16 protein-coding genes are annotated in these 19,218 nt (G+C 58.7%); 13 read left to right on the plus strand and 3 right to left on the minus strand.

Features of this window, described 5'->3' with window-relative positions:
* Positions 1-23: 23 nt before the first annotated feature.
* From P0D87_RS09175 to eutC, 9 genes are all read left to right on the plus strand, one after another.
* Positions 24-2,906, plus strand: coding sequence for a T6SS effector BTH_I2691 family protein (locus P0D87_RS09175; protein ID WP_053857317.1), 2,883 nt, complete (start codon positions 24-26; stop codon positions 2,904-2,906).
* A complete protein-coding gene (locus P0D87_RS09180; RefSeq protein ID WP_053857318.1) occupies positions 2,903-3,661 on the plus strand; it encodes a putative type VI secretion system effector in 759 nt (252 codons plus the stop codon). The genes P0D87_RS09175 and P0D87_RS09180 overlap by 4 nt, the downstream gene beginning before the upstream one ends.
* A gap of 19 nt (positions 3,662-3,680) precedes the next feature.
* Entirely contained in the window at positions 3,681-4,415 is a 735-nt protein-coding gene (locus tag P0D87_RS09185) for a putative type VI secretion system effector (RefSeq protein WP_053857319.1), read from the plus strand.
* 72 nt (positions 4,416-4,487) lie between these two features.
* On the plus strand, positions 4,488-4,739 hold the full coding sequence (locus tag P0D87_RS09190) for a PAAR domain-containing protein (RefSeq protein WP_053857320.1): 252 nt from the start codon (positions 4,488-4,490) through the stop codon (positions 4,737-4,739).
* Positions 4,740-4,843: 104 nt separating this feature from the next.
* Positions 4,844-7,681, plus strand: coding sequence for a T6SS effector BTH_I2691 family protein (locus tag P0D87_RS09195; protein ID WP_053857321.1), 2,838 nt, complete (start codon positions 4,844-4,846; stop codon positions 7,679-7,681).
* A complete protein-coding gene (locus tag P0D87_RS09200) occupies positions 7,678-8,415 on the plus strand; it encodes a putative type VI secretion system effector (protein WP_053857322.1) in 738 nt (245 codons plus the stop codon). Before P0D87_RS09195 ends, P0D87_RS09200 begins: the two co-directional genes overlap by 4 nt.
* A 560-nt stretch (positions 8,416-8,975) precedes the next feature.
* Positions 8,976-10,379 (plus strand): ethanolamine permease, encoded by a 1,404-nt coding sequence (gene eat / locus P0D87_RS09205; protein WP_053857323.1) that lies wholly within the window; start codon positions 8,976-8,978, stop codon positions 10,377-10,379.
* Between the two features lie 56 nt (positions 10,380-10,435).
* Entirely contained in the window at positions 10,436-11,830 is a 1,395-nt protein-coding gene (locus tag P0D87_RS09210; protein WP_053857324.1) for an ethanolamine ammonia-lyase subunit EutB, read from the plus strand.
* Positions 11,827-12,642: an ethanolamine ammonia-lyase subunit EutC gene (gene eutC / locus P0D87_RS09215; protein ID WP_053857325.1), complete on the plus strand. Its 816-nt coding sequence runs from the start codon at positions 11,827-11,829 to the stop codon at positions 12,640-12,642. The genes P0D87_RS09210 and eutC overlap by 4 nt, the downstream gene beginning before the upstream one ends.
* A gap of 8 nt (positions 12,643-12,650) precedes the next feature.
* Here the strand turns inward: eutC and P0D87_RS09220 are convergent, their stop codons facing one another.
* Entirely contained in the window at positions 12,651-13,046 is a 396-nt protein-coding gene (locus tag P0D87_RS09220) for a DUF779 domain-containing protein (RefSeq protein ID WP_053857326.1), read from the minus strand.
* 73 nt (positions 13,047-13,119) lie between these two features.
* On the minus strand, positions 13,120-14,640 hold the full coding sequence (adh, locus tag P0D87_RS09225; protein WP_053857327.1) for an aldehyde dehydrogenase: 1,521 nt from the start codon (positions 14,638-14,640) through the stop codon (positions 13,120-13,122).
* Between the two features lie 345 nt (positions 14,641-14,985).
* Between adh and P0D87_RS09230 the strand changes: the two genes are divergently transcribed.
* Positions 14,986-16,059, plus strand: a complete 1,074-nt coding sequence (locus P0D87_RS09230; protein ID WP_053858935.1) for a helix-turn-helix domain-containing protein — start codon at positions 14,986-14,988, stop codon at positions 16,057-16,059.
* Between the two features lie 48 nt (positions 16,060-16,107).
* On the opposite strand, the gene P0D87_RS09235 is transcribed toward P0D87_RS09230, so the two are convergent.
* Entirely contained in the window at positions 16,108-18,219 is a 2,112-nt protein-coding gene (locus tag P0D87_RS09235; RefSeq protein ID WP_321175761.1) for a heavy metal translocating P-type ATPase, read from the minus strand.
* Here P0D87_RS09235 and P0D87_RS09240 point away from each other — a divergent pair.
* From P0D87_RS09240 to P0D87_RS09250, 3 genes are read left to right on the plus strand one after another with little or no spacing between them, the layout of a single operon-like run.
* On the plus strand, positions 18,214-18,480 hold the full coding sequence (locus P0D87_RS09240; protein ID WP_321175762.1) for a hypothetical protein: 267 nt from the start codon (positions 18,214-18,216) through the stop codon (positions 18,478-18,480). The genes P0D87_RS09235 and P0D87_RS09240 overlap by 6 nt on opposite strands.
* 48 nt (positions 18,481-18,528) lie before the next feature.
* Positions 18,529-18,960, plus strand: a complete 432-nt coding sequence (cadR, locus tag P0D87_RS09245) for a Cd(II)/Pb(II)-responsive transcriptional regulator (protein ID WP_029971152.1) — start codon at positions 18,529-18,531, stop codon at positions 18,958-18,960.
* Positions 18,961-19,004: 44 nt separating this feature from the next.
* Positions 19,005-19,205 carry a hypothetical protein gene (locus P0D87_RS09250; RefSeq protein WP_053857329.1) on the plus strand — a complete coding sequence of 67 codons (201 nt, stop codon included), beginning with the start codon at positions 19,005-19,007 and terminating at the stop codon, positions 19,203-19,205.
* The last annotated feature ends 13 nt before the right edge of the window (positions 19,206-19,218 follow it).

Consider the following 19,218-nt stretch of genomic DNA (forward strand, 5'->3'; position numbering starts at 1 on the left):
ATTTTCAAGCCGTCAGAGTACGTATGGATCCGACCGAACAACACTGCGTTAATTGCAAAAAATCCGGGTTGCCCATCTTGCCTGTGCGCTATACCGTGCTCCCGAAAACCGTTACTGCGAAGCTGCCGGGCGGTATGAGCGGTACAGGTGTCACGAACATCGAGCTGCATGAGCATCACTACGGCTTGCGCACATTGCGTGAAGGCTGGCTATACCTGTTTTACGTCAAGGGCGCGCGCGGTAGTAACTACTGGGAGGCGTACAAGGTCACACAAGATGGTCGTTTGTGGAAGCAAACGCTACCTCTCACGAATGCGCCAACTACACATCCCGCCTGCGCGCAAAAGAGCATCGCCGTGCCAATGGACCTCATTGCGATTGAGCAACCGGAAAAATGCACAGGCCGCGTGTACATTGCGTTTTCCGAGATCACCTGGCATAGCGATATCTTCAAACAGTACGCAGACAACGAGACATTCCGAAACAAGAGGATGCAGTGGATCGAGCCTGCGAGATGGATTAAGGGCAGCAAAGACGAAAACGGTCATGCTGTCATTGCCACCGAAGCAAGTATCGACGATGTGGTCGAGTACATGCCTGGCCTGGATCCGAAACTGTTGGAACCGCAGCGGTTGCTCGACCCAAAAAATGCTGCGCTAAGCGACGAGAGCGGCAATTACAAAGAAGACTGGGTGAGGAAAGAAGCGACGCGGTACCCGCTGCACGTCCGTCAAGCCACCCCTGCGTCGGCGAGTGGTTCGCTCGTTAAATTGATGAACAACGTTGGCGAGACGGAAGACCGCAAGCATCACCCGCCAATGCTGCTGGCCTTGTGGGACGGCATCGGTAACGTGCACGAATTGAACGGATTCCGCAACGATCCCGCGTCGTGGTTTGATCAGTACGTCACCGAGCGCGCGCTGCAGGTTACCGCGATGCATAACATCGATGCCGCGCACAAGATCGTTCAGTCTCGCATGGAGCAAGCGCTCAATAACCAGGAGAGTATGGCGAGGCAAGCGCATGAAATGACACCGCTTGGCCGACCGGAGGCGCGGACGGCGCTGGCGGCGCAACGCGCCCGAGCGCTAGCCGGTGCTGACGCGGCGCGAGCCAACCAGATCAACGCTTATTACGACGACATGGACTGGATGGCTGCCAACGACATTCCGGGCAGTTATCAAATGCAGTTGATTCAGATGGGACGGATGAGCAGCGCGGGCAGTGCCGGCTCGACTGCGCCTTATATCGGCGCATACCGCGATGATGTCATGAATAAGGCGCGCGCTTATGCGCAGGCGCTCCCCGGATTCCACGATCGCAACGTCAAGGACAGTACGAAGCGTGCGTGGTCGGTGTACGAAGCACGACTGAAACGGGATGACATTGAGGCGTTCCGAAGAAAGTACGAAGACTTGCAGTCGACGGTTTATCAGTTGCAGGAAACGCGCAGCGACGACTTGGGGAAATGGATTAATGCGCCGCTGCTGCTAACGGCGCTCGAAGACTGCCACGCCGGCGACATGCACGATGCGTTGCTCTTCGAAACCATCGTGTCCGACGCCGTTGCCGGTCTGGCGTCCACTCCAAAGGGTAAAGCGGTTGTGGATGGTTTGCTCACCCAATGGGATCCGACGCAGCCGGGCAGCCTGATTTGGCGTGTCGTGGCCATGAATCAGATGGATGCCCGCCAGGAACTTGGCCAGGCGCTGAAGGCCGCACAAGCCCATAAGGCTACGCCGCTAGAAACAGCCTTCGAGGAATTCCTGTCGATTGCGGCTTCCACCAAAAAACTGGTTGGCTACTATAAAAGCCTCGCTCAAACGGCGCTGGAAACCGACCCCAAGAAAATCACGCCGCTCGCAGGGCTAATGCAACGCCTCGGCGCGGATCAATTCGGTATGAGCGTCGGCGATGCGATCTTCGCCAAGTTCAGAGTTAACCAGCTTGGTGATCTTGTCGGTGAAAAATTTATTCAATCGATTCTGTTGCAGCGCGCCGGCGTGCCCTACGAGGACGCTATCGCACTGGTTCGCAAACAGGCTGAGCTCGAGAAGATAAGCCGCCTCGATACAATCAAACGTTTGCTGGTGGCGCGTGCGGCTTTGCGCAGCGCTGCGCCTGAGGGAGCATCTAAAGCAACCAAAGAATTGTACGAAACATGGGACAAGGTAAAGTTAGCTGACGAGGGCAAAAAACCGCTTCTCATGGGACGTATTGCAGTTGTAAGTGCACTGCTGGAAACGGTGAACTTCGTCCATCTTTTAGCCGGGGCACAGGACAAAGATACCAAGCTCAAGCTGATTCAATCTGGCGCGTCTCTGTGCTCGTCGCTTATCACGATCAGCATGACGCCTTACTACGCGGTGTTGAAAAATTCGACGCGTTCCCTGAGCTGGAAGCTGTTGGGGGCAAGCCTGAGCAGCTTTGGTACATTTGTCTCAGCATGGACAGATTGGGAACATGTAGACACGGCAATTGTGAAACACCAGTTTGATGTAGTCGGGGCTTTGGGTATCAAGACGCTTGCAGGCGGCCTATCCGGTACTGCAGTTCTTCTGGACGCCATCAGTACATCAGCTCCGTTGCTTAAGAAGATCGCGTCTCGTTATGGTACGGAAGCAGTGATTGCGGCAGTTGAGGCGGTATCCGAACGAATCGCCGTAATTGCGGGGTTGCGCGCGATCGGTATGTTAGCGGGTTGGGAAGCAACGATCGGTTTGGTCCTGCTACAGCTGCTAGCTGACTGGCTGACACCCGATGCCCTAGAGGCGTGGTGTTCGCGATGCGCTTTCGGGACCGGACGGGAAACGATCTATCGTGTGACGGATCACAGCGTCCCCGTCTACACGAAGAACTCGGAACAAGACAAAGATTTTACGGATGCCATGGCCCAGGTCTCATGAAAAAAACCAAGGAAAAACCCCTCTCCACCGTCCTGCTACGCGGCACCATCGCGAAGCTTGAGCGTTCGCGACGCAGTCACGACTTCGTATTGACGCAGGTGCAGCAACGACAGCTTGGTGCGACCGCCGTCGGTGCTGCAGCGATGGGTATGGGTGCGGCAGGCATCGGACTCGTCAGTATGGCGTCCAACTCGGACGAAGAAGCTGAATGGGTGGAGTTCGAACTCGACGGCAAGAAAATGCAGGGTTGGCTATGGCTATTACCAATGCGCAACGGCGACGAAGTCGAAGTAGTCGCAGAGAAGCTGGCAGACGATCGATACATCGTCTATTCGGTCAAGCGCGATGGCGACGACATAGTAGCGATGTATCCACACGCCACGGCAGGAAGAAGGGCGCATTACCGAAGCATGACGAAGATCATGCTGTGGACCTTCTTCATCCTTTATGCAATCCTGGTTATCGGGACCTATCTTAAGGGTGGAATTTCAAGCGATCTGTATGCCTATGCAGTTTCCATGGCCACGATCGGTGTTGGCGGATTTATCGTATTTGGCACCATCTTTTATCGGGTCTCCCTGAGGCTGATGGGCTTCGTCCGCCTGGCTGAGACAGTTTTTAGGACCTATGGCTGGCCGGACGTGGAGAACATTGACCTGCGAAAGACCTCACGCGAATTCCGGGGCACTAATACGCTATCGAACTATGGGCGTCATTACTTCCGATACAAACTAAATGCTGGTTCACAGGCGTAAGTGTGGCTCAGGCGAGGCTATGCAAGAACCCAAAGTTCATGTGCAACCGATACTGCTGCGCGGCACAATTGCCCACCTGCAGCGCTCCCGGCGTACTCATGATTTTGTGCTCACTCAATTCCAGCAAAATGCGGTCGGCGCAACGGCCGTGGGTGCGGCCGCAATGGGTTTGGGCGCAACGTGTATTGGACTCGTGAATATGGCATCCAACGCAGATGAGGAAGCCGACTGGGTCGAGTTCGAACTGGACGGAATGCAGATGCAAGGCTGGCTTTGGCTCATGCCGATGCGCAATGGCGACGTTGTAGAAGTCGTAGCCGAGAAGGTGGGAGAAAGCCGATACGTCGTCTATTCGGTTAAGCGGGACGGAGACGATATCGTTTCCGTCTATCCGCATGCTACCGTGGGCCGCAAGCAGCACTATCGCAGCATGGCAAAAATCATGTTCTGGGCTTTCGCGCTCGTCAACGCAATCGGCGCGTTTGCGATGCACAGGCCGGGAGACTTTGGCGAAAGATTTCTTTCGTTTGCTGCGTTCATGGGCGTCGCGATGGCGGCAAGTCTTGTCGTCTTTGCAATTATTTTTTACCGTGTCACCCGAAAAATGATGGGCCTTGTTCGGCTTGCCGAAGCAATTTTCAGGACCTATGGCTGGCCGGACGTGGAAAACATCAACCTTCGCAAGACTTCACGCGAGCACCGCGGAACCAATACCCTCGCGAATTACGGCCGCTATTACTTCCGTTACAAGTAAATCGTTCGTAGACGACGCGATGGACACCAATAAGGTTTGGCAATGTTTCACGGTAGAGAAGGAGGCGACTCCATGATGAATCTCATTCGTCTCGATGACGACACTGATCACGGCGGCAAAGTGATCACAGCATCACGGACCATGTCTTTTGACGGCCGATTTGTTGCACGCAAGGGTGACGAAGTCTCCTGTCCAAAGCATGAGGACGTCAAACCCAATGTCATCGTCGAGGGGGACGAATCGATGATGGACAACGGTATGCCTATAGCGCGTCATGGCAATCAGGCAACCTGTGGATGCAGGCTGATATCGAGCCTCGTTTGAATGTGACGAGTCCGTGATCCCCTGAAGCACAGACTAATCATTGAGTAGCGACGGCGTGAAAGACTCCGACCATTGCGTCCAATAATCGAACACGAAAAATCATCATGGCAACGACCGACCCAAAATGCGCTAACTGCGAAAAGACCGGTTTACCGATCCTCCCGGTGCGGTATACCGTACTGCCGCAGACCGTGGGGGCGAAACTGCCGGCCGGCATTAGCGGTAGGGGCGTGACAGATGTCCCCCTGACGGCGCATCACTACGGTCTGCGCACATTGCGCGAAGGGTGGCTCTACCTTTTCTATGCAAAGGGCGCGCGCGGCAACAACTACTGGGAAGCGTACACCGTAACGGAGGATGGGCGCTTGTGGAAGCAGCCGCTGCCCCTTGCCACTGCACCGACGATCCATCCTGCGTGCGCGCAAAAGAGCATCGCTGTGCAGATGGACATTATTGCGATCGAACGCCCGGAAAAATGTGGTGATGTTTATATCGCCTTCTCCGAGTACCCATGGCACAAGGACATCTTCAAACTGTATGCGGGCGACGCGGCACTTCGTGCGCAGCGCATGCAGCGCATCCAACCGGCGAAATGGATTGCGGGCGCACACAATGAGCACGCTGCGGTTGCGACCGAGCAGAGCGTCGATACCGTCGTGGAGTACATGCCGGGCTTCGACCCCAGGTTGCTGCAATTGCCAAAGCAAAAAGTCAGCAATTCCAACGGTAGCGTCAACGCGAATATATTGAAGCACGAAGCGACGCGCTATCCATTGCATATCCGCCAGGCTACACCGGCCTCGGCGAGCGCTGCGCTTGTGAAACTTATGAATGGCGTTGGTGAAATCAAAGGCGGCAAGCATCATCCCCCGATGCTGTTGGCACTTTGGGACGGCATCGGCAACGTGCACGAACTGAACGGCTATCGCAACGACGCTGCCGTTATGATGACACGCTACATACAGGAATTACCCAAAGAAATCGATGCGCTGCAATCGATCGAAGCGGCGGAGGTTGCCGTAAAGAACGGTGCAGTTGCCTCCAAAAGCCGTTGGCGTTCGGCCCGCCAAGCGGGCTGGGAGGCGATGATCAATTCGCCGGGCGCAATGGACGGCATACCGACGATGCTTTCGCCCGAACAGGAAGCTGCCTCACAAAAGAACATAGAGGACGCGGGAAAGATCAGCCCGTCGGAAGCGAAAGAGATCGGCGAGGCGGAGTGGCCGAAATACCTGGATAAGCTTAATAAAGCCCGGTTCCAGCAATTTCGCGGTGCATTCCAATCTATGCAAACCGCAGTGAACCAGTTACAGGCTGACCGAACGGCAGACGTTGCCGCATGGCTGAAAGCACCGCTACTGCTTGCTACGCTTCATGATTACCATGAAAACGACGTACCTAATGGCACTGCGTTCGAGGGCGTGGTGAACGAGGCGATCAATGGGCTACCTTCAGAAGAGAAGGGAGCTCAGGTTGTAGTCGATCTGGTGAACGACATGGATCCGACACAACCGACAAGTCTGGTGTGGCGGGCCTTCGCGTTCAACCAGAAAGCACCGAAGGTGGAAATTAAGGAATTGCTCGCAAAGGCGACAGCGTACAAGGCGACGCGCGCGGAAGATATCGCGGAAATTCTCGAAAAGATCGTCAAGCCATTGGAGAAGTTGAAAACGTTCGTCGAATTCCGCGAAAAAATGGGCGAAGTCAAGGAGCACCAGTACGCGATCTCGGCTACGGAGCGTGCGGTAAAGAAACTTCAGGTCGACCGGTTGAGCATCACGATCGCCAATGCGCTTTTCAAGTGGACGGGGATGGGGAAAGTAAGCGACTGCGCGGGAGCGTTCCTGATACGCGGTGCGCTGATGATGCGGGTCGGCATTAGCCAGACTGACACTCTTGGCCTGGTGAAGGAATCGGCGAACGTGGAGCCGAAGTTGCGCGCCAAGCTGGAAAGCGGTTACCGTGCGTTGCGGGCAAGGGGCGTGAAAGCTGCGGAAGCATATGCGCAAGCGCTAGAGACTCTCGCATCGGATGAAAGGGGGCTCGTGCTTCGGGCGAAGTGGAACGCTGTCAAACTGACGAGTGAGGGCGCCGAGGCGGCTGCGGGGATTCGAATCGGCGGGACGTTGGCGATCATCGAGCTGTTTGGCTTTGGTGCGAGTCTGGCGAAAGTCGATAAGAGCGGAGAAGATTATGCGATGCTGGTGGCGAGCGGATTTTCTGCTTCATCTGCTTGCTTGCAAGCATCGAGCAAAGCAATGGCGGCGATGGCAAAAGACGCCGCTCAGACTGCGGCTAATCTGAAGGCCATCACGGGTTATTTTGGCGGCGCATCGGCCGCAATTGGCGCGTTCTTCGACGCGAGAAAAGGTGTGGACCAAGTAAAGGACAGCAAGATTTGTCTGGCGTCACTCTATTTCATCAAGAGCGGCTTGGGATTCGCCGCGACCACCGCTAACCTTTTGACGGCTCTAACATCAAGCGCGCCAATGATAGCCAGAATTACCGGTGGACGCGGTGTCGTTTGGCTAGGAAAGGCAAGTGCTGGTATTGCCGGAGCGACCGCAAGAACTGCCAGCCTCGCAACAGCCGCCGAAGGAGGTACGACCGCAGCTGCACGGGCTGCCGCAGCGAACGCAGCGGGCCGGGAAGCAGTCGGTGTGGCAGCGGGCGAGGTGGTTGTTGCCGTCGGCGAGCGCGGTGCGTTGCTCATGATAGGACGGGCGGCACTCTTCCTGGCTGGCTGGGAGGTCGCTGTGGTAATCACCGTGATACAAGTTTTGATCTGGTATTTCTCGGATAACGATTTGCAGAGCTGGTTTGAAAAATGTACGTTTGGCAAGTCGCCGAATAGTCCTCCATGGGAAGCGGGCAAGCAGCATGAAGAATTTGAAAAGGCACTGAAAGGCGTCGGGTTGACGGCAAGCGAGGGCTCGGAATGACTATTGAAAGGACATCGCCGGCGCCCGCAACATTGCTGCGTGGCCGCATCGCCAATTTGCGTAAAACACGTCGCAGTCAGGACTTCTTCTTTACCGACTCCGACCGAAAGAAAATGGGTGCAACGGCCATTGCGGCAGGGCTGGCTGGGTTGGGCGGCATCGCAGTTGGCCTAAGTGGTATGGCGATGGATACGACCGAGGAAGCGGACCTTCTGGAGTTCGATCTTGACGGTAAGCCCGTCAAGGCGTGGGTGTGGCAGTCAGTCTTCGACGAGGGCGACGAAGTGGAAGTCGTCGCCGAGCAGTGGGGCGACACTTGGCAGGGGTATGGCATACGACGTATAAGCGACAAGATAGTGGCTCTGCATCCGCATTGCAGCAGGGGCAGGTATGCGCACTACAAGGCTTCGCTGCGGTTGTGGCTGAAAGTCTGTGTGCCGCTGCTCCTGTTTATGTACCTTTTGACCGGTGCGATTGCTTTCTTTGACTCGGTGGATAATTGGGCGGGTATGGTGCAAATGTGGGCCTTCGGTGGGCTGGGTATCCTGGCAATCCTTGGCGCGATTGCCTACCGGATGTCACGCAAATTCATGGGCTTTGTTGGCCTCGCCGAAGGCATTTTCCAAGCGTTTGGCTGGAAGAACGTTAGGGACATTGATCTGCCAGCGATCACCAAAAAGAGCAAAACATCAGGTGAACCGGGTGCGCTTGGGGTTCTCTATTTTAGATATTGATGGTGCGAGACATCGCTGGCGGGCCAAATGGCGGCTTTAACAGACGAATGCGGCCCCGCAGCGACTCCCCGCCACACCTGACCTCAGCCAACTTATCAACAACCCCCTCTGCACAACCGCTGTAAAAACCTGCTGACATCCTGTGGGACAAACCTTGATAAAAACCGCAGCCGCCGAAACGCACCAAAACTTTTCCCCAACTCAACCGCACTATCCACGCTTACTCCGCAAGCTTATCGCCCGCGCAACCCCTTGATCCCAAACGGAGGCTCCCACTTATCCACAACCGCCAACGCCGCTTGTTAACTACTACTACTACGTATACAAATACAAAGACTATAAAAACCAGAAGAATCACAATCACCCTCGCCAGCCCGATACACACCCTAGCCAAAACGAGTGCCCCCCGAATTAAGCACTCCCCCACAAACCACCCCCCAACTTTGCCGAATTTCGATAACACCTCGAATATTGGCTCACTACCATCGGCGAAAGCCTGCCCGCCCACGCACCGCAAAACCTTGCGGCGCCGAGCAAGCGGCAAACTCCGGGAGCGTCCGATGAAATCAGAGTCAACCAGTCAGCACGTCGGCAAAGTCACGCATCACGAGTTGAAGCAGACGCTCGGCACGTGGCAACTTTGGGGAATCGCGGTCGGCCTCGTGATTTCCGGTGAATACTTCGGCTGGAGTTACGGCTGGGCAAGCGCGGGCACGCTCGGCTTCGTGGTCACGGCGGTCTTTATCGCCGCGATGTACACCACGTTCATCTTCAGCTTCACCGAACTCACCACGTCGATCCCGCACGCCGGCGGCCCGTTCGCCTACGCGCGTCACGCCTTCGGTCCGACGGGCGGTTATCTCGCGGGCGCGGCCACGCTCGTCGAATTCGTGTTCGCGCCGCCGGCCATTGCGCTCGCCATCGGCGCCTATCTGCACGTGCAGTTCCCAGGTCTCGAACCGAAGCACGCGGCAATGGGCGCGTACCTCGTCTTCATGGCGTTGAACATCGTCGGTGTGCAGATCGCCGCGGCATTCGAATTGTGCGTGACGTTGCTCGCGATTTTCGAATTGCTCGTCTTCATGGGCGTCGTGTCGCCGGGCTTTCAATTGTCGAACTTTACGAAAGGCGGCTGGGCCGGCGCTGACACGTTCAGCATGGGCTCGTTCAACGGCATGTTCGCAGCGATCCCGTTCGCGATCTGGTTCTTCCTCGCGATCGAAGGCGTCGCGATGGCCGCGGAAGAAGCGAAAAACCCGAAGCGCTCGATTCCGATCGCCTACGTCGCGGGCATTCTCACGCTCGTGGTGCTCGCCATCGGCGTGATGGTGTTTGCCGGCGCGGCCGGCGACTGGACCAAGCTGTCGAACATCAACGACCCGCTGCCGCAAGCGATGAAGTACATCGTCGGCGAACATAGCGGCTGGATGCATATGCTCGTGTGGCTCGGACTGTTCGGGCTCGTCGCGTCGTTTCACGGCATCATCCTCGGCTATTCGCGGCAGATTTTCGCGCTGGCTCGCGCTGGCTATTTGCCGGAGTGGCTCTCGAGTGTGCATCCGCGCTTCAAGACGCCGCATCGCGCGATTCTCGCCGGCGGTGTGATCGGCATCGCCGCGATCTATAGCGACGAACTGATTCAATTCGGCGGCCAGACGCTCACGGCGAACATCGTGACGATGTCCGTGTTTGGCGCTATCGTGATGTATATCATCAGCATGTTGTCGCTGTTCAAGCTGCGCCGTACCGAGCCGAACATGGAGCGTCCGTTTCGCGCGCCGCTTTTTCCGTTCTTTCCGGCGTTCGCGCTGGTGGCCGCGGTGATCTGTCTGGCGACCATGGTGTACTTTAACTTTCTGGTGGCAGTGGTGTTCGCCATCTTCCTCGCACTCGGCTACGTCTATTTCCTCATGACGCGCCATCAACGCGAGGCCGCACCGGCCGACGCATTGCTCGAAGAATGACGGTCGAAGCCGCTGCGCGCGCAGCGGCGTTTGAGTCGTAAGCTGGAGTCGTAAAGATGAGCTATACGGAGACAATCGGCAGCCGCACGTATCGGTTTGCCGATCTGAAGATACTCATGGCGAAGGCGAGCCCGCAACGTTCCGGCGATCAACTCGCGGGCGTCGCGGCAGCGAGCGAAGAGGAGCGCGTCGCCGCAAAAATGGCGTTGGCGCAAGTACCGTTGCGCACGTTCCTGAACGAAGCGCTGATCCCGTACGAAAGCGACGAAGTCACGCGTCTCGTCATCGACGATCATTCGCCGCAGGCATTCGCCGAGATTTCGCATCTCACGGTAGGCGACTTTCGCAATTGGCTGCTGAGCACGTCGACGGATGCGGACGCGCTCACACGTATCACCGCAGGCCTCACGCCGGAAATGGTGGCGGCCGTTTCGAAGCTGATGCGCAACCAGGATCTGATCGCAGCGGCGCGCAAGCGTCCGGTGATCACGCGCTTTCGCAACACGGTGGGTTTGCCGGGCCACATGTCGGTGCGCCTGCAACCCAATCATCCGACAGACGACGTCAAAGGCATTGCAGCCTCGATGCTCGATGGCCTGATGTACGGTTGCGGCGATGCGATGATCGGCATCAATCCGGCCAGCGACAACCTCGCCGCGATCACGCGACTGCTTCTGATGATCGACGACTTCCGTCAACGCTATCAGGTGCCCACGCAATCCTGTGTGCTGACGCACGTCACCAACACGATTGCCGCGATCGAAAAAGGCGCACCCGTCGACCTCGTGTTTCAATCGATTGCGGGCACAGAAAAAGCCAACGCCGGCTTCGGCATTTCGCTCGCGCTACTGCAAGAAGCGTATGAAGCGGGACTGTCGCTCAAACGCGGCACGGTCGGCAGCAATCTGATGTACTTCGAAACGGGGCAGGGCAGCGCATTGTCGGCGGACGCGCATTTCGGCGTCGATCAACAAACTTGCGAAGTGCGCGCGTATGCGGTCGCGCGCAAGTTCAATCCGTTTCTCGTCAATACCGTGGTCGGCTTTATCGGCCCCGAGTATCTGTACGACGGCAAGCAGATCACGCGCGCCGGCCTTGAAGACCACTTTTGCGGCAAGCTGCTCGGCGTGCCGATGGGTTGCGACATCTGCTACACGAATCACGCGGAAGCCGATCAGGACGACATGGACAACCTGCTCACACTGCTTGGCGTGGCGGGCATCAATTTCATCATGGGCATTCCGGGCGCGGACGACGTCATGCTCAATTATCAAAGCACGTCCTTCCACGACGCACTTTATGTGCGCGACGTACTCGGCTTGCGCCGCGCGCCGGAATTCGAAGAGTGGCTCGAGTCGATGCAGATTACCGACGCGCGCGGCGCATTGCTGAGTGCGTCGACACATCAACCGCTGCTCGAGGGCGCGCGCGACTGGATGGGCATCGCATGAGCGACTTTGTCGAGAAGAACTCGTGGAATGCGCTGCGTCAGTTCACCAATGCGCGCATTGCGTTGGGTCGCGCGGGCAACAGCGTGCCGACTGAGCCTTTACTTGCGTTCAATCTCTCGCATGCGCAAGCGCGGGACGCGGTGCATCATCCGTTGGACAACGAAGCTTTGCATCAGCAGTTGCATGTGCTGAACTTCAAGACGCTGGACGTGCATAGCGCTGCGCCCGATCGCGAGCACTACTTGCGCCGCCCCGATCTCGGCCGGCGCTTGTCGGAAGAGAGTCGCGTCGCGCTCGCGCAATTGGCGGACGAAGCGCCGGACGTGGTGTTCGTGATCGGCGACGGTTTGTCGGCGTTCGCTGCATCGAAGCAAGCAGTGCCGCTATTGCAAGCCGTCGCTCCGCAACTCGCGGACTGGAAGACCGCGCCTGTCGTCGTCGCTCGGCAGGCACGCGTTGCACTCGGCGACGAGATCGGCGAGTTGCTGCATGCAAAGATCGTCGTGATGCTGATCGGCGAGCGGCCTGGACTTAGTTCGCCCGATAGCCTCGGCATTTACCTTACGTACGCGCCGAAAGTGGGTTGCAGCGACGCGCAGCGCAATTGCATTTCGAACGTGCGTCCCGAAGGACTCGACTATCCGTTGGCCGCGCACAAGCTGCATTATCTGCTGACGCATGCGCGGCGCCTCGGCCTCACCGGCGTTGGTTTGAAAGACGACAGCGACGCGCTGCTCGCCGCTGCGCCGATAGCGCCCGCAATCGGCGGCGAAGCGAATGCAAAACCAGACTCAAACTCCGACGTAAAGTAAAAGCACTTTCACGCATCGGCGCGTTGCACAGGATGCACTGCGAGCCACGCATTCTCATCGTCGTCGAAGAGTCGCGAGCGCGTGAGAAAGCGCAGACCGCTCGGCCGCTCGAGAGAGAACATACCGCCGTTGCCTGGCACCACGTCGATAATCAACTGCGTGTGCTGCCAGTACTCGAATTGCGATTCGCTCATGTAGAACGGCACGCCCGCGAGCGTGCCGAGCCTCACGTCGGAAGAACCGACCATGAATTCGCTTTGCGGAAACATCATCGGCGCGCTGCCGTCGCAGCATCCGCCGGATTGATGAAACAGTACATCGCCATGTTCCGCGCGCAATTTGTCGATCAGCTCTTTTGCGGCGGGCGTTGCGATCACGCGAGCCACTTCTTTTTCGTCGGCCATCAATAGGTCCTCGCAGAAATAAAGCGAGCCGCGAAAAGCGGCCCGCTTCAATAGAATTGCTACGGTTGAATGCTTAGAAGAAGCCGAGCGGTTTCTCGCTATAGCTGACGAGCAGGTTCTTCGTCTGCTGATAATGGTCGAGCATCATCTTGTGGTTCTCGCGGCCAATGCCCGATTGCTTGTAGCCGCCAAACGCCGCGTGAGCGGGATATGCGTGATAGCAATTGGTCCACACGCGGCCCGCCTGAATTTGCCGGCCAAAGCGATAGGCGCGCGTGCCGTCGCGTGTCCATACGCCGGCGCCGAGACCGTAAAGCGTGTCGTTGGCGATTTCGAGTGCTTCTTCTTCGGTCTTGAACGTTGTGACCGAAACCACCGGCCCGAAGATCTCTTCCTGGAAGATGCGCATTTTGTTATTGCCGCGAAACACGGTCGGCTTCACGTAATAGCCTTTGCTCAATTCACCGCTCAATGTATTGCGTTCGCCGCCGATCAGACACTCGGCGCCTTCCTGCTTGCCGAGATCGACATACGACAGGATCTTCTCCAATTGTTCCTGCGAAGCCTGCGCACCGATCATCGTTTTCGTATCCAGCGGATGACCCTGCGTGATCGCCGCGACGCGCTTCAACGCACGTTCCATGAAGCGGTCATAGATCTTTTCATCGATCAACACGCGCGACGGACACGTGCACACCTCGCCCTGATTCAACGCGAACATCGCGAAGCCTTCGAGTGCTTTGTCGAAATAGCTGTCGTCCTGATTCATCACGTCGGCGAAGAAAATATTCGGGCTCTTGCCGCCGAGTTCCAGCGTCACCGGAATGATGTTCTGGCTCGCGTACTGCATGATCAGACGGCCTGTCGTCGTCTCGCCGGTAAACGCGATCTTCGCGATGCGCTTGCTCGACGCGAGCGGTTTGCCGGCTTCGAGACCGAAACCGTTCACCACATTCAGCACGCCGGCGGGCAGCAAGTCCTGAATCAGTTCAGCGAGTACGAGAATGGACGCGGGCGTTTGCTCCGCGGGTTTGAGCACGACGCAATTGCCGGCTGCGAGTGCGGGGGCGAGCTTCCACACGGCCATCAGAATGGGGAAATTCCACGGAATGATCTGACCGACTACGCCGAGCGGCTCATGAAAATGATAGGCCACGGTGTCGTCGTCGATCTCGGAGATCGAACCTTCCTGCGCACGCACGGCGCCGGCGAAATAGCGGAAATGATCGATGGCAAGCGGAATATCGGCGGCCATCGTTTCGCGCAGCGGCTTGCCGTTGTCGATCGTTTCCGCCACTGCAAGGCGCTGCAGGTTCGCTTCCATACGGTCGGCAATGCGGTTCAGAATGTTCGCGCGATCCGTCGTCGACGTCTTGCCCCACGCAGCTTTGGCTCGGTGCGCGGCATCGAGCGCCAACTCGACATCCGCTTCGCGCGAGCGCGGAATGGAGGTGAACGGTTCGCCCGTAATCGGCGACACATTGTCGAAGTACTCGCCACCCACGGGCTTCACCCATTCGCCGCCGATAAAGTTCGCATACTGCTTTTTGAACGGGAATTCGGTCGTCAGAAACTGCATCTCCGCGTGATTCATCTGTGTGCTCCTCACATGTTTGAATGGGCTATAGTCGGCGCGATGTCGCGACCGGTTTGCAATCCGTTGAAGCGGGCGCGTGACCCATAGAGCCAGAACCATGCCAATGCACCTGGCTGGTGAGGCGTGCACGCACGGCAAGCACGCGCGCACCGCAGCCTGTGTTTCAAGGTCGAATCGGCGGCCGGTGCGCGCGTCGTTTGTGAGCAGTGCAGTTGTTGCTGTTCATCAATTGAACAGGAGCTTGGCACGGGTTGGAGCAATCGGCGTGTTGAAAGGGCGCTCGCAATCGGCATGGGACTTGCCTTGTTTTTTCTCTTCGATACTCCATCGCGCGGATTGGCCATGACGATCGAAACCCTCAGCGACAGCGCGACAACTCCGACCACCTCGGCCATCTGTGCGGCTTCGACGCGTGCGCCGCAGCCGAGCTTTCGCGTACAGACCCGCGTCGCTCACGACGCCGACGAGCAGGCGCGCAATCTTCACGGCTGGCATCAGACCTACGACCAGTTGACCGCAGGGAGCTTTGTCGGCGGTCTCACGGAGTTGTGCCTCGACCATATGCAGGTGTTCGTGGAAACGACGAGCCACACGTTGCGGCAGACCTGCGAGGTTCAGAAAGACGCGTACTGGTTCGGCATTCCGACATGCCGCGCCGGATCGGGCCGCATCGACGCGCAGATCATTACCGGCGATGCACTCGCGTTTCGTCCGGGTGGCATCGAATTCGAATTGCTGACGTCGGCGGGCTACGAGATTTTCGGTGTAGTCGTGAAGGGCGAAGTGTTGCGCCGCTATGCAGCGCAAGTGGAGCGCGTCGGGCTGGCCGAGCAGTGGGCAGACACTGAGGTCGTGAAGATCGGCATGGCGCGCAAAGAGCGTTTATGTGCTTCGTTGCGCGAGCTGCTTCAGCAGAGCGCCGCAAGTGCCGCGCCGTTGTCGTCGTCTGCGCGCGAGAACTTGCAGGCCGCCGTGCTTGCTTCGCTGTTCGACGTGGGCGCGTTGCCCGCGTGCTCCGAACCGATTGCAATGCCGGCGCGTGCACGTCGTCAGTCGATCGTATCGGAGGCGCGCGATTATGTGCTCGCGAATCGCGATCGCGCGGTCAGCGTGCCGGAGTTGTGCGAGCGTCTGCATGTGAGCCGGCGCACATTGCAATACTGCTTTCAGGACGTGCTCGGCATGGCGCCCGCTACTTATGTGCGGGCAATCCGATTGAACGGCGCGCGGCGCGATCTGTGCAACGCATCGCGCGATTCGCGCTCGGTGCAGGACGTGGCGGCCGCGTGGGGCTTCTGGCACATGAGCCAGTTCGCAACCGATTATCGCAAGCTCTTCGGCATGCGGCCTTCGGATACGTTGAAGGCCGCAATCGGCACGCATTCGGCAACGAATACCCGCTCGTTCGCGCACTAGAGGCTTTGAATGTGCATCGCGGTGCGGCACATTGCATTGGATGACTAACTATTTGCGCAGCAGCCGCAAACCGTTCGCGACCACGAGCAGGCTCGCGCCGACATCGGCGAACACGGCCATCCACATGGTGCCGAGACCCATCACGGTCAACACCAGAAAGACGCCCTTGATGCCGAGCGCGAGCGCAATGTTTTGCACCAGCACCGAATGCGTCGCTTTCGACAGGCGGATGAAGAGCGGGATCTTGCGCAGGTCGTCGTCCATCAACGCGACGTCGGCGGTTTCGATCGCGGTGCCCGTGCCCATCGCGCCCATCGCAAAGCCGATGTCGGCACGGGCCAGCGCAGGCGCGTCGTTGATGCCGTCGCCGACCATGCCGACTGTCGCGCCCTCGGCCGACCACTGCGCGACCGCGTCGAGTTTGTCTTGCGGCAAAAGATTGCCGCGCGCTTCGTCGATGCCAACCTGTTCCGCGATGGCCGCCGCCGTGTGCGGGTTGTCGCCGGTGAGCATTGCGGTGCGCACGCCCGCGCGATGCAACTCGGCGATAGCCATGCGGCTCGTCTCTTTCACGGTATCGGCGACGGCGAATAGCGCAATCACGCGTTGCGCGTCGCTCAGCAGCACGACGGTCTTTCCTTGACGCTCGAGCGCGTCGAGCCGCGCTTCGAGGGACGGTGAACAACGCCCGAGTTCTTCCGCGAGCCGATGATTGCCGAGCCAGTACGTCGCGCCGTTAATCTCGCCGCGCACGCCGCGTCCGGCGAGCGCTTCGAAGGAATCGACCAGGAGACTCGTCACGCCGTCTTTTTGCGCCGCGCTTGCAATCGCCATCGAAACGGGATGGTCCGAGCGCGCCGCAAGACTCGCGGCGAGCGTACGGCAACGCGCCGCGTCGGCATCCGCATCCGCGAGCATTTCGGCGAGCATCGCGAAATCGGTTTGTACAGGTTTGCCGTGCGTGATCGTGCCGGTTTTATCGAGCGCGAGACGGCTCAGCTTGCGACCCTGTTCAAGGTACACGCCGCCCTTGATGAGTATCCCTTTACGCGCAGCCGCCGTGAGCCCGCTGACGATCGTCACCGGCGTCGAAATCACGAGCGCGCACGGGCACGCAATCACGAGCATCACGAGCGCCTTGTAGATCCACGCGTGCCACATGCCGCCGAAAAAGAGCGGCGGCACGAGCGCCACCGCCAACGCGACGGCGAACACGAGCGGCGTATAGACGCGCGCGAACTGATCGACGAAACGTTGCGTGGGCGCTTTGGTGCCTTGCGCCTCTTCGACTGCATGGATGATGCGCGCGAGCGTCGTGTTGCTCGCCGCCGCCGTCACGCGATAGTCGAACGAACCGGCCTGGTTGATGGTGCCCGCGAACACGGCGTCGCCCACGGTTTTGTCGACGGGCAGGCTTTCTCCTGTGATCGGCGCCTGATCGACGCTCGAGCGTCCCGCGATGATTTCCCCATCGAGCGCGATCCGCTCACCCGGCTTCACGCGGACCAGCGCGCCCGGCGCGATTGCCTTGAGATCGGTGAGCCGCCAGTCGCCGTCGCGCTGCTGCACGCTCGCCTGCTCGGGCGTCAGTTGCATCAGTCCCTGAATCGCATTGCGGGCGCGGTCGAGCGACTTCGCCTCGATCAGTTCCGCGACGGTGAAAAGCACCATCACCATCGCCGCTTCCGGCCATTGCCCGAGGATCAGCGCGCCGGTCACGGCAATGCTCATCAACGCGTTGATGTTGAGGTTGCCGTGACGAATCGCGAGCCAGCCCTTGCGGTAGGTCGTGAGCCCGCAGGAGACGATCGCGAGGATCGCGAGACTCGCTGCCATCCAGGCCGGCGCGCCGAGCCAGCCAGCGGCCTCTGAAGCGACCGCGGCGACGCCTGCGAAGGCGAGCGGCCACCATGACACGCGCTTTTGCTGATCTTGCGCAGCGTTCCGCGTCGTTGCCGATGCATTCGGCGAGTCGGCATCCGCGAGTTCCGGCGTGAAGTCCAGCGAACGCAGCGCGTCGAGAATGGGGTCGAGCGCATTCGGTGCATGCACAACGGTCAGCACGCGCTGCATCAGGTTGAACTCCATGCTGCGCACGTCCGCCATGCGGCTGAATTTTTTGCGGATCAACGCTTCTTCGGTCGGACAATCCATTTGCATGATGCGGATCGCCGTGCGCACATCGCCGCCTTGCACTCGTTCGGATTGCGGCAAATCTGCGGCTGGCAATGGCAAGGAAGCATCGGCGACAGCAGAACAGCAGCCTCCGCCCGCATGGTCATGTGCGCGCTTTTCGTGCCGATGCCCATGCTCATGTTCATGCCCTTGCTCACAGGAGCTTGCTTCCGCTTGTTCCAGACGGTCGTCTTTCGCGTCGTGCGCGTGCTGCATGGTGGCTTCCTCGTTCGATTTGTGGTCTAGTAAACACCTTGAAGCCACTACAAGGTCAAGGCCGGTATCGGAGGGCCCATGAAAATCGGCGAATTGGCGAAAATCGCCCATTGCACGACCGAAACCATCCGCTTCTACGAGAAAGAAGGGCTGCTGCCCGAAGCGGAGCGCACTGAGGCCAATTACCGCAGCTATACGGCGAAGCACGTCGAGCGGCTGCGCTTCATCCGCAATTGCCGCGCGCTCGACATGACGCACGACGAAATTCGCGCGCTGCTGCGTCTGACCGACGCGCCGGCCAATGGCTGCGGCGGCATCAATAACCTCATCGACGAGCATATTGCGCACGTCGATACGCGTATCGACGAACTGCAACAGCTCAAGGCGCAATTGCACGTGCTGCGCGAGCAATGCCACGGCGAACAGGCGGTCGAAGACTGCGGCATCGTGCAAGGTCTCAGCGAAATGGACGTCAGCGCGCCGCGCACACGGCACACGCATCTCGGTTGATGCGGCCAGTCGAATCAACAATCGAATCCAGTTGGAGAAGCAACGTGTTTACATGTAGAAACCAGTCCTGCGGCGCGCAGTGGGAGCAGTCGGACGTCATCATCAAAAACGAAGGGCAAGGGCTTCTGTTCCGCTGCCCGCTGTGTGGCGCGCGCAATTACGTCGAGCGTTTCGAAGGCGACGACGGCGCGGTGCTGTACGAGCAGATGGACGGCCGTCCGTCGCCCGGACCCCTAGCCGAATAGTGCCCAGCCTTTA

Origin of the sequence: Paraburkholderia sp. RL17-368-BIF-A, from assembly GCF_046054045.1 — a bacterium.
In the GTDB taxonomy this organism is placed as follows: Bacteria; Pseudomonadota; Gammaproteobacteria; order Burkholderiales; family Burkholderiaceae; genus Paraburkholderia; species Paraburkholderia graminis.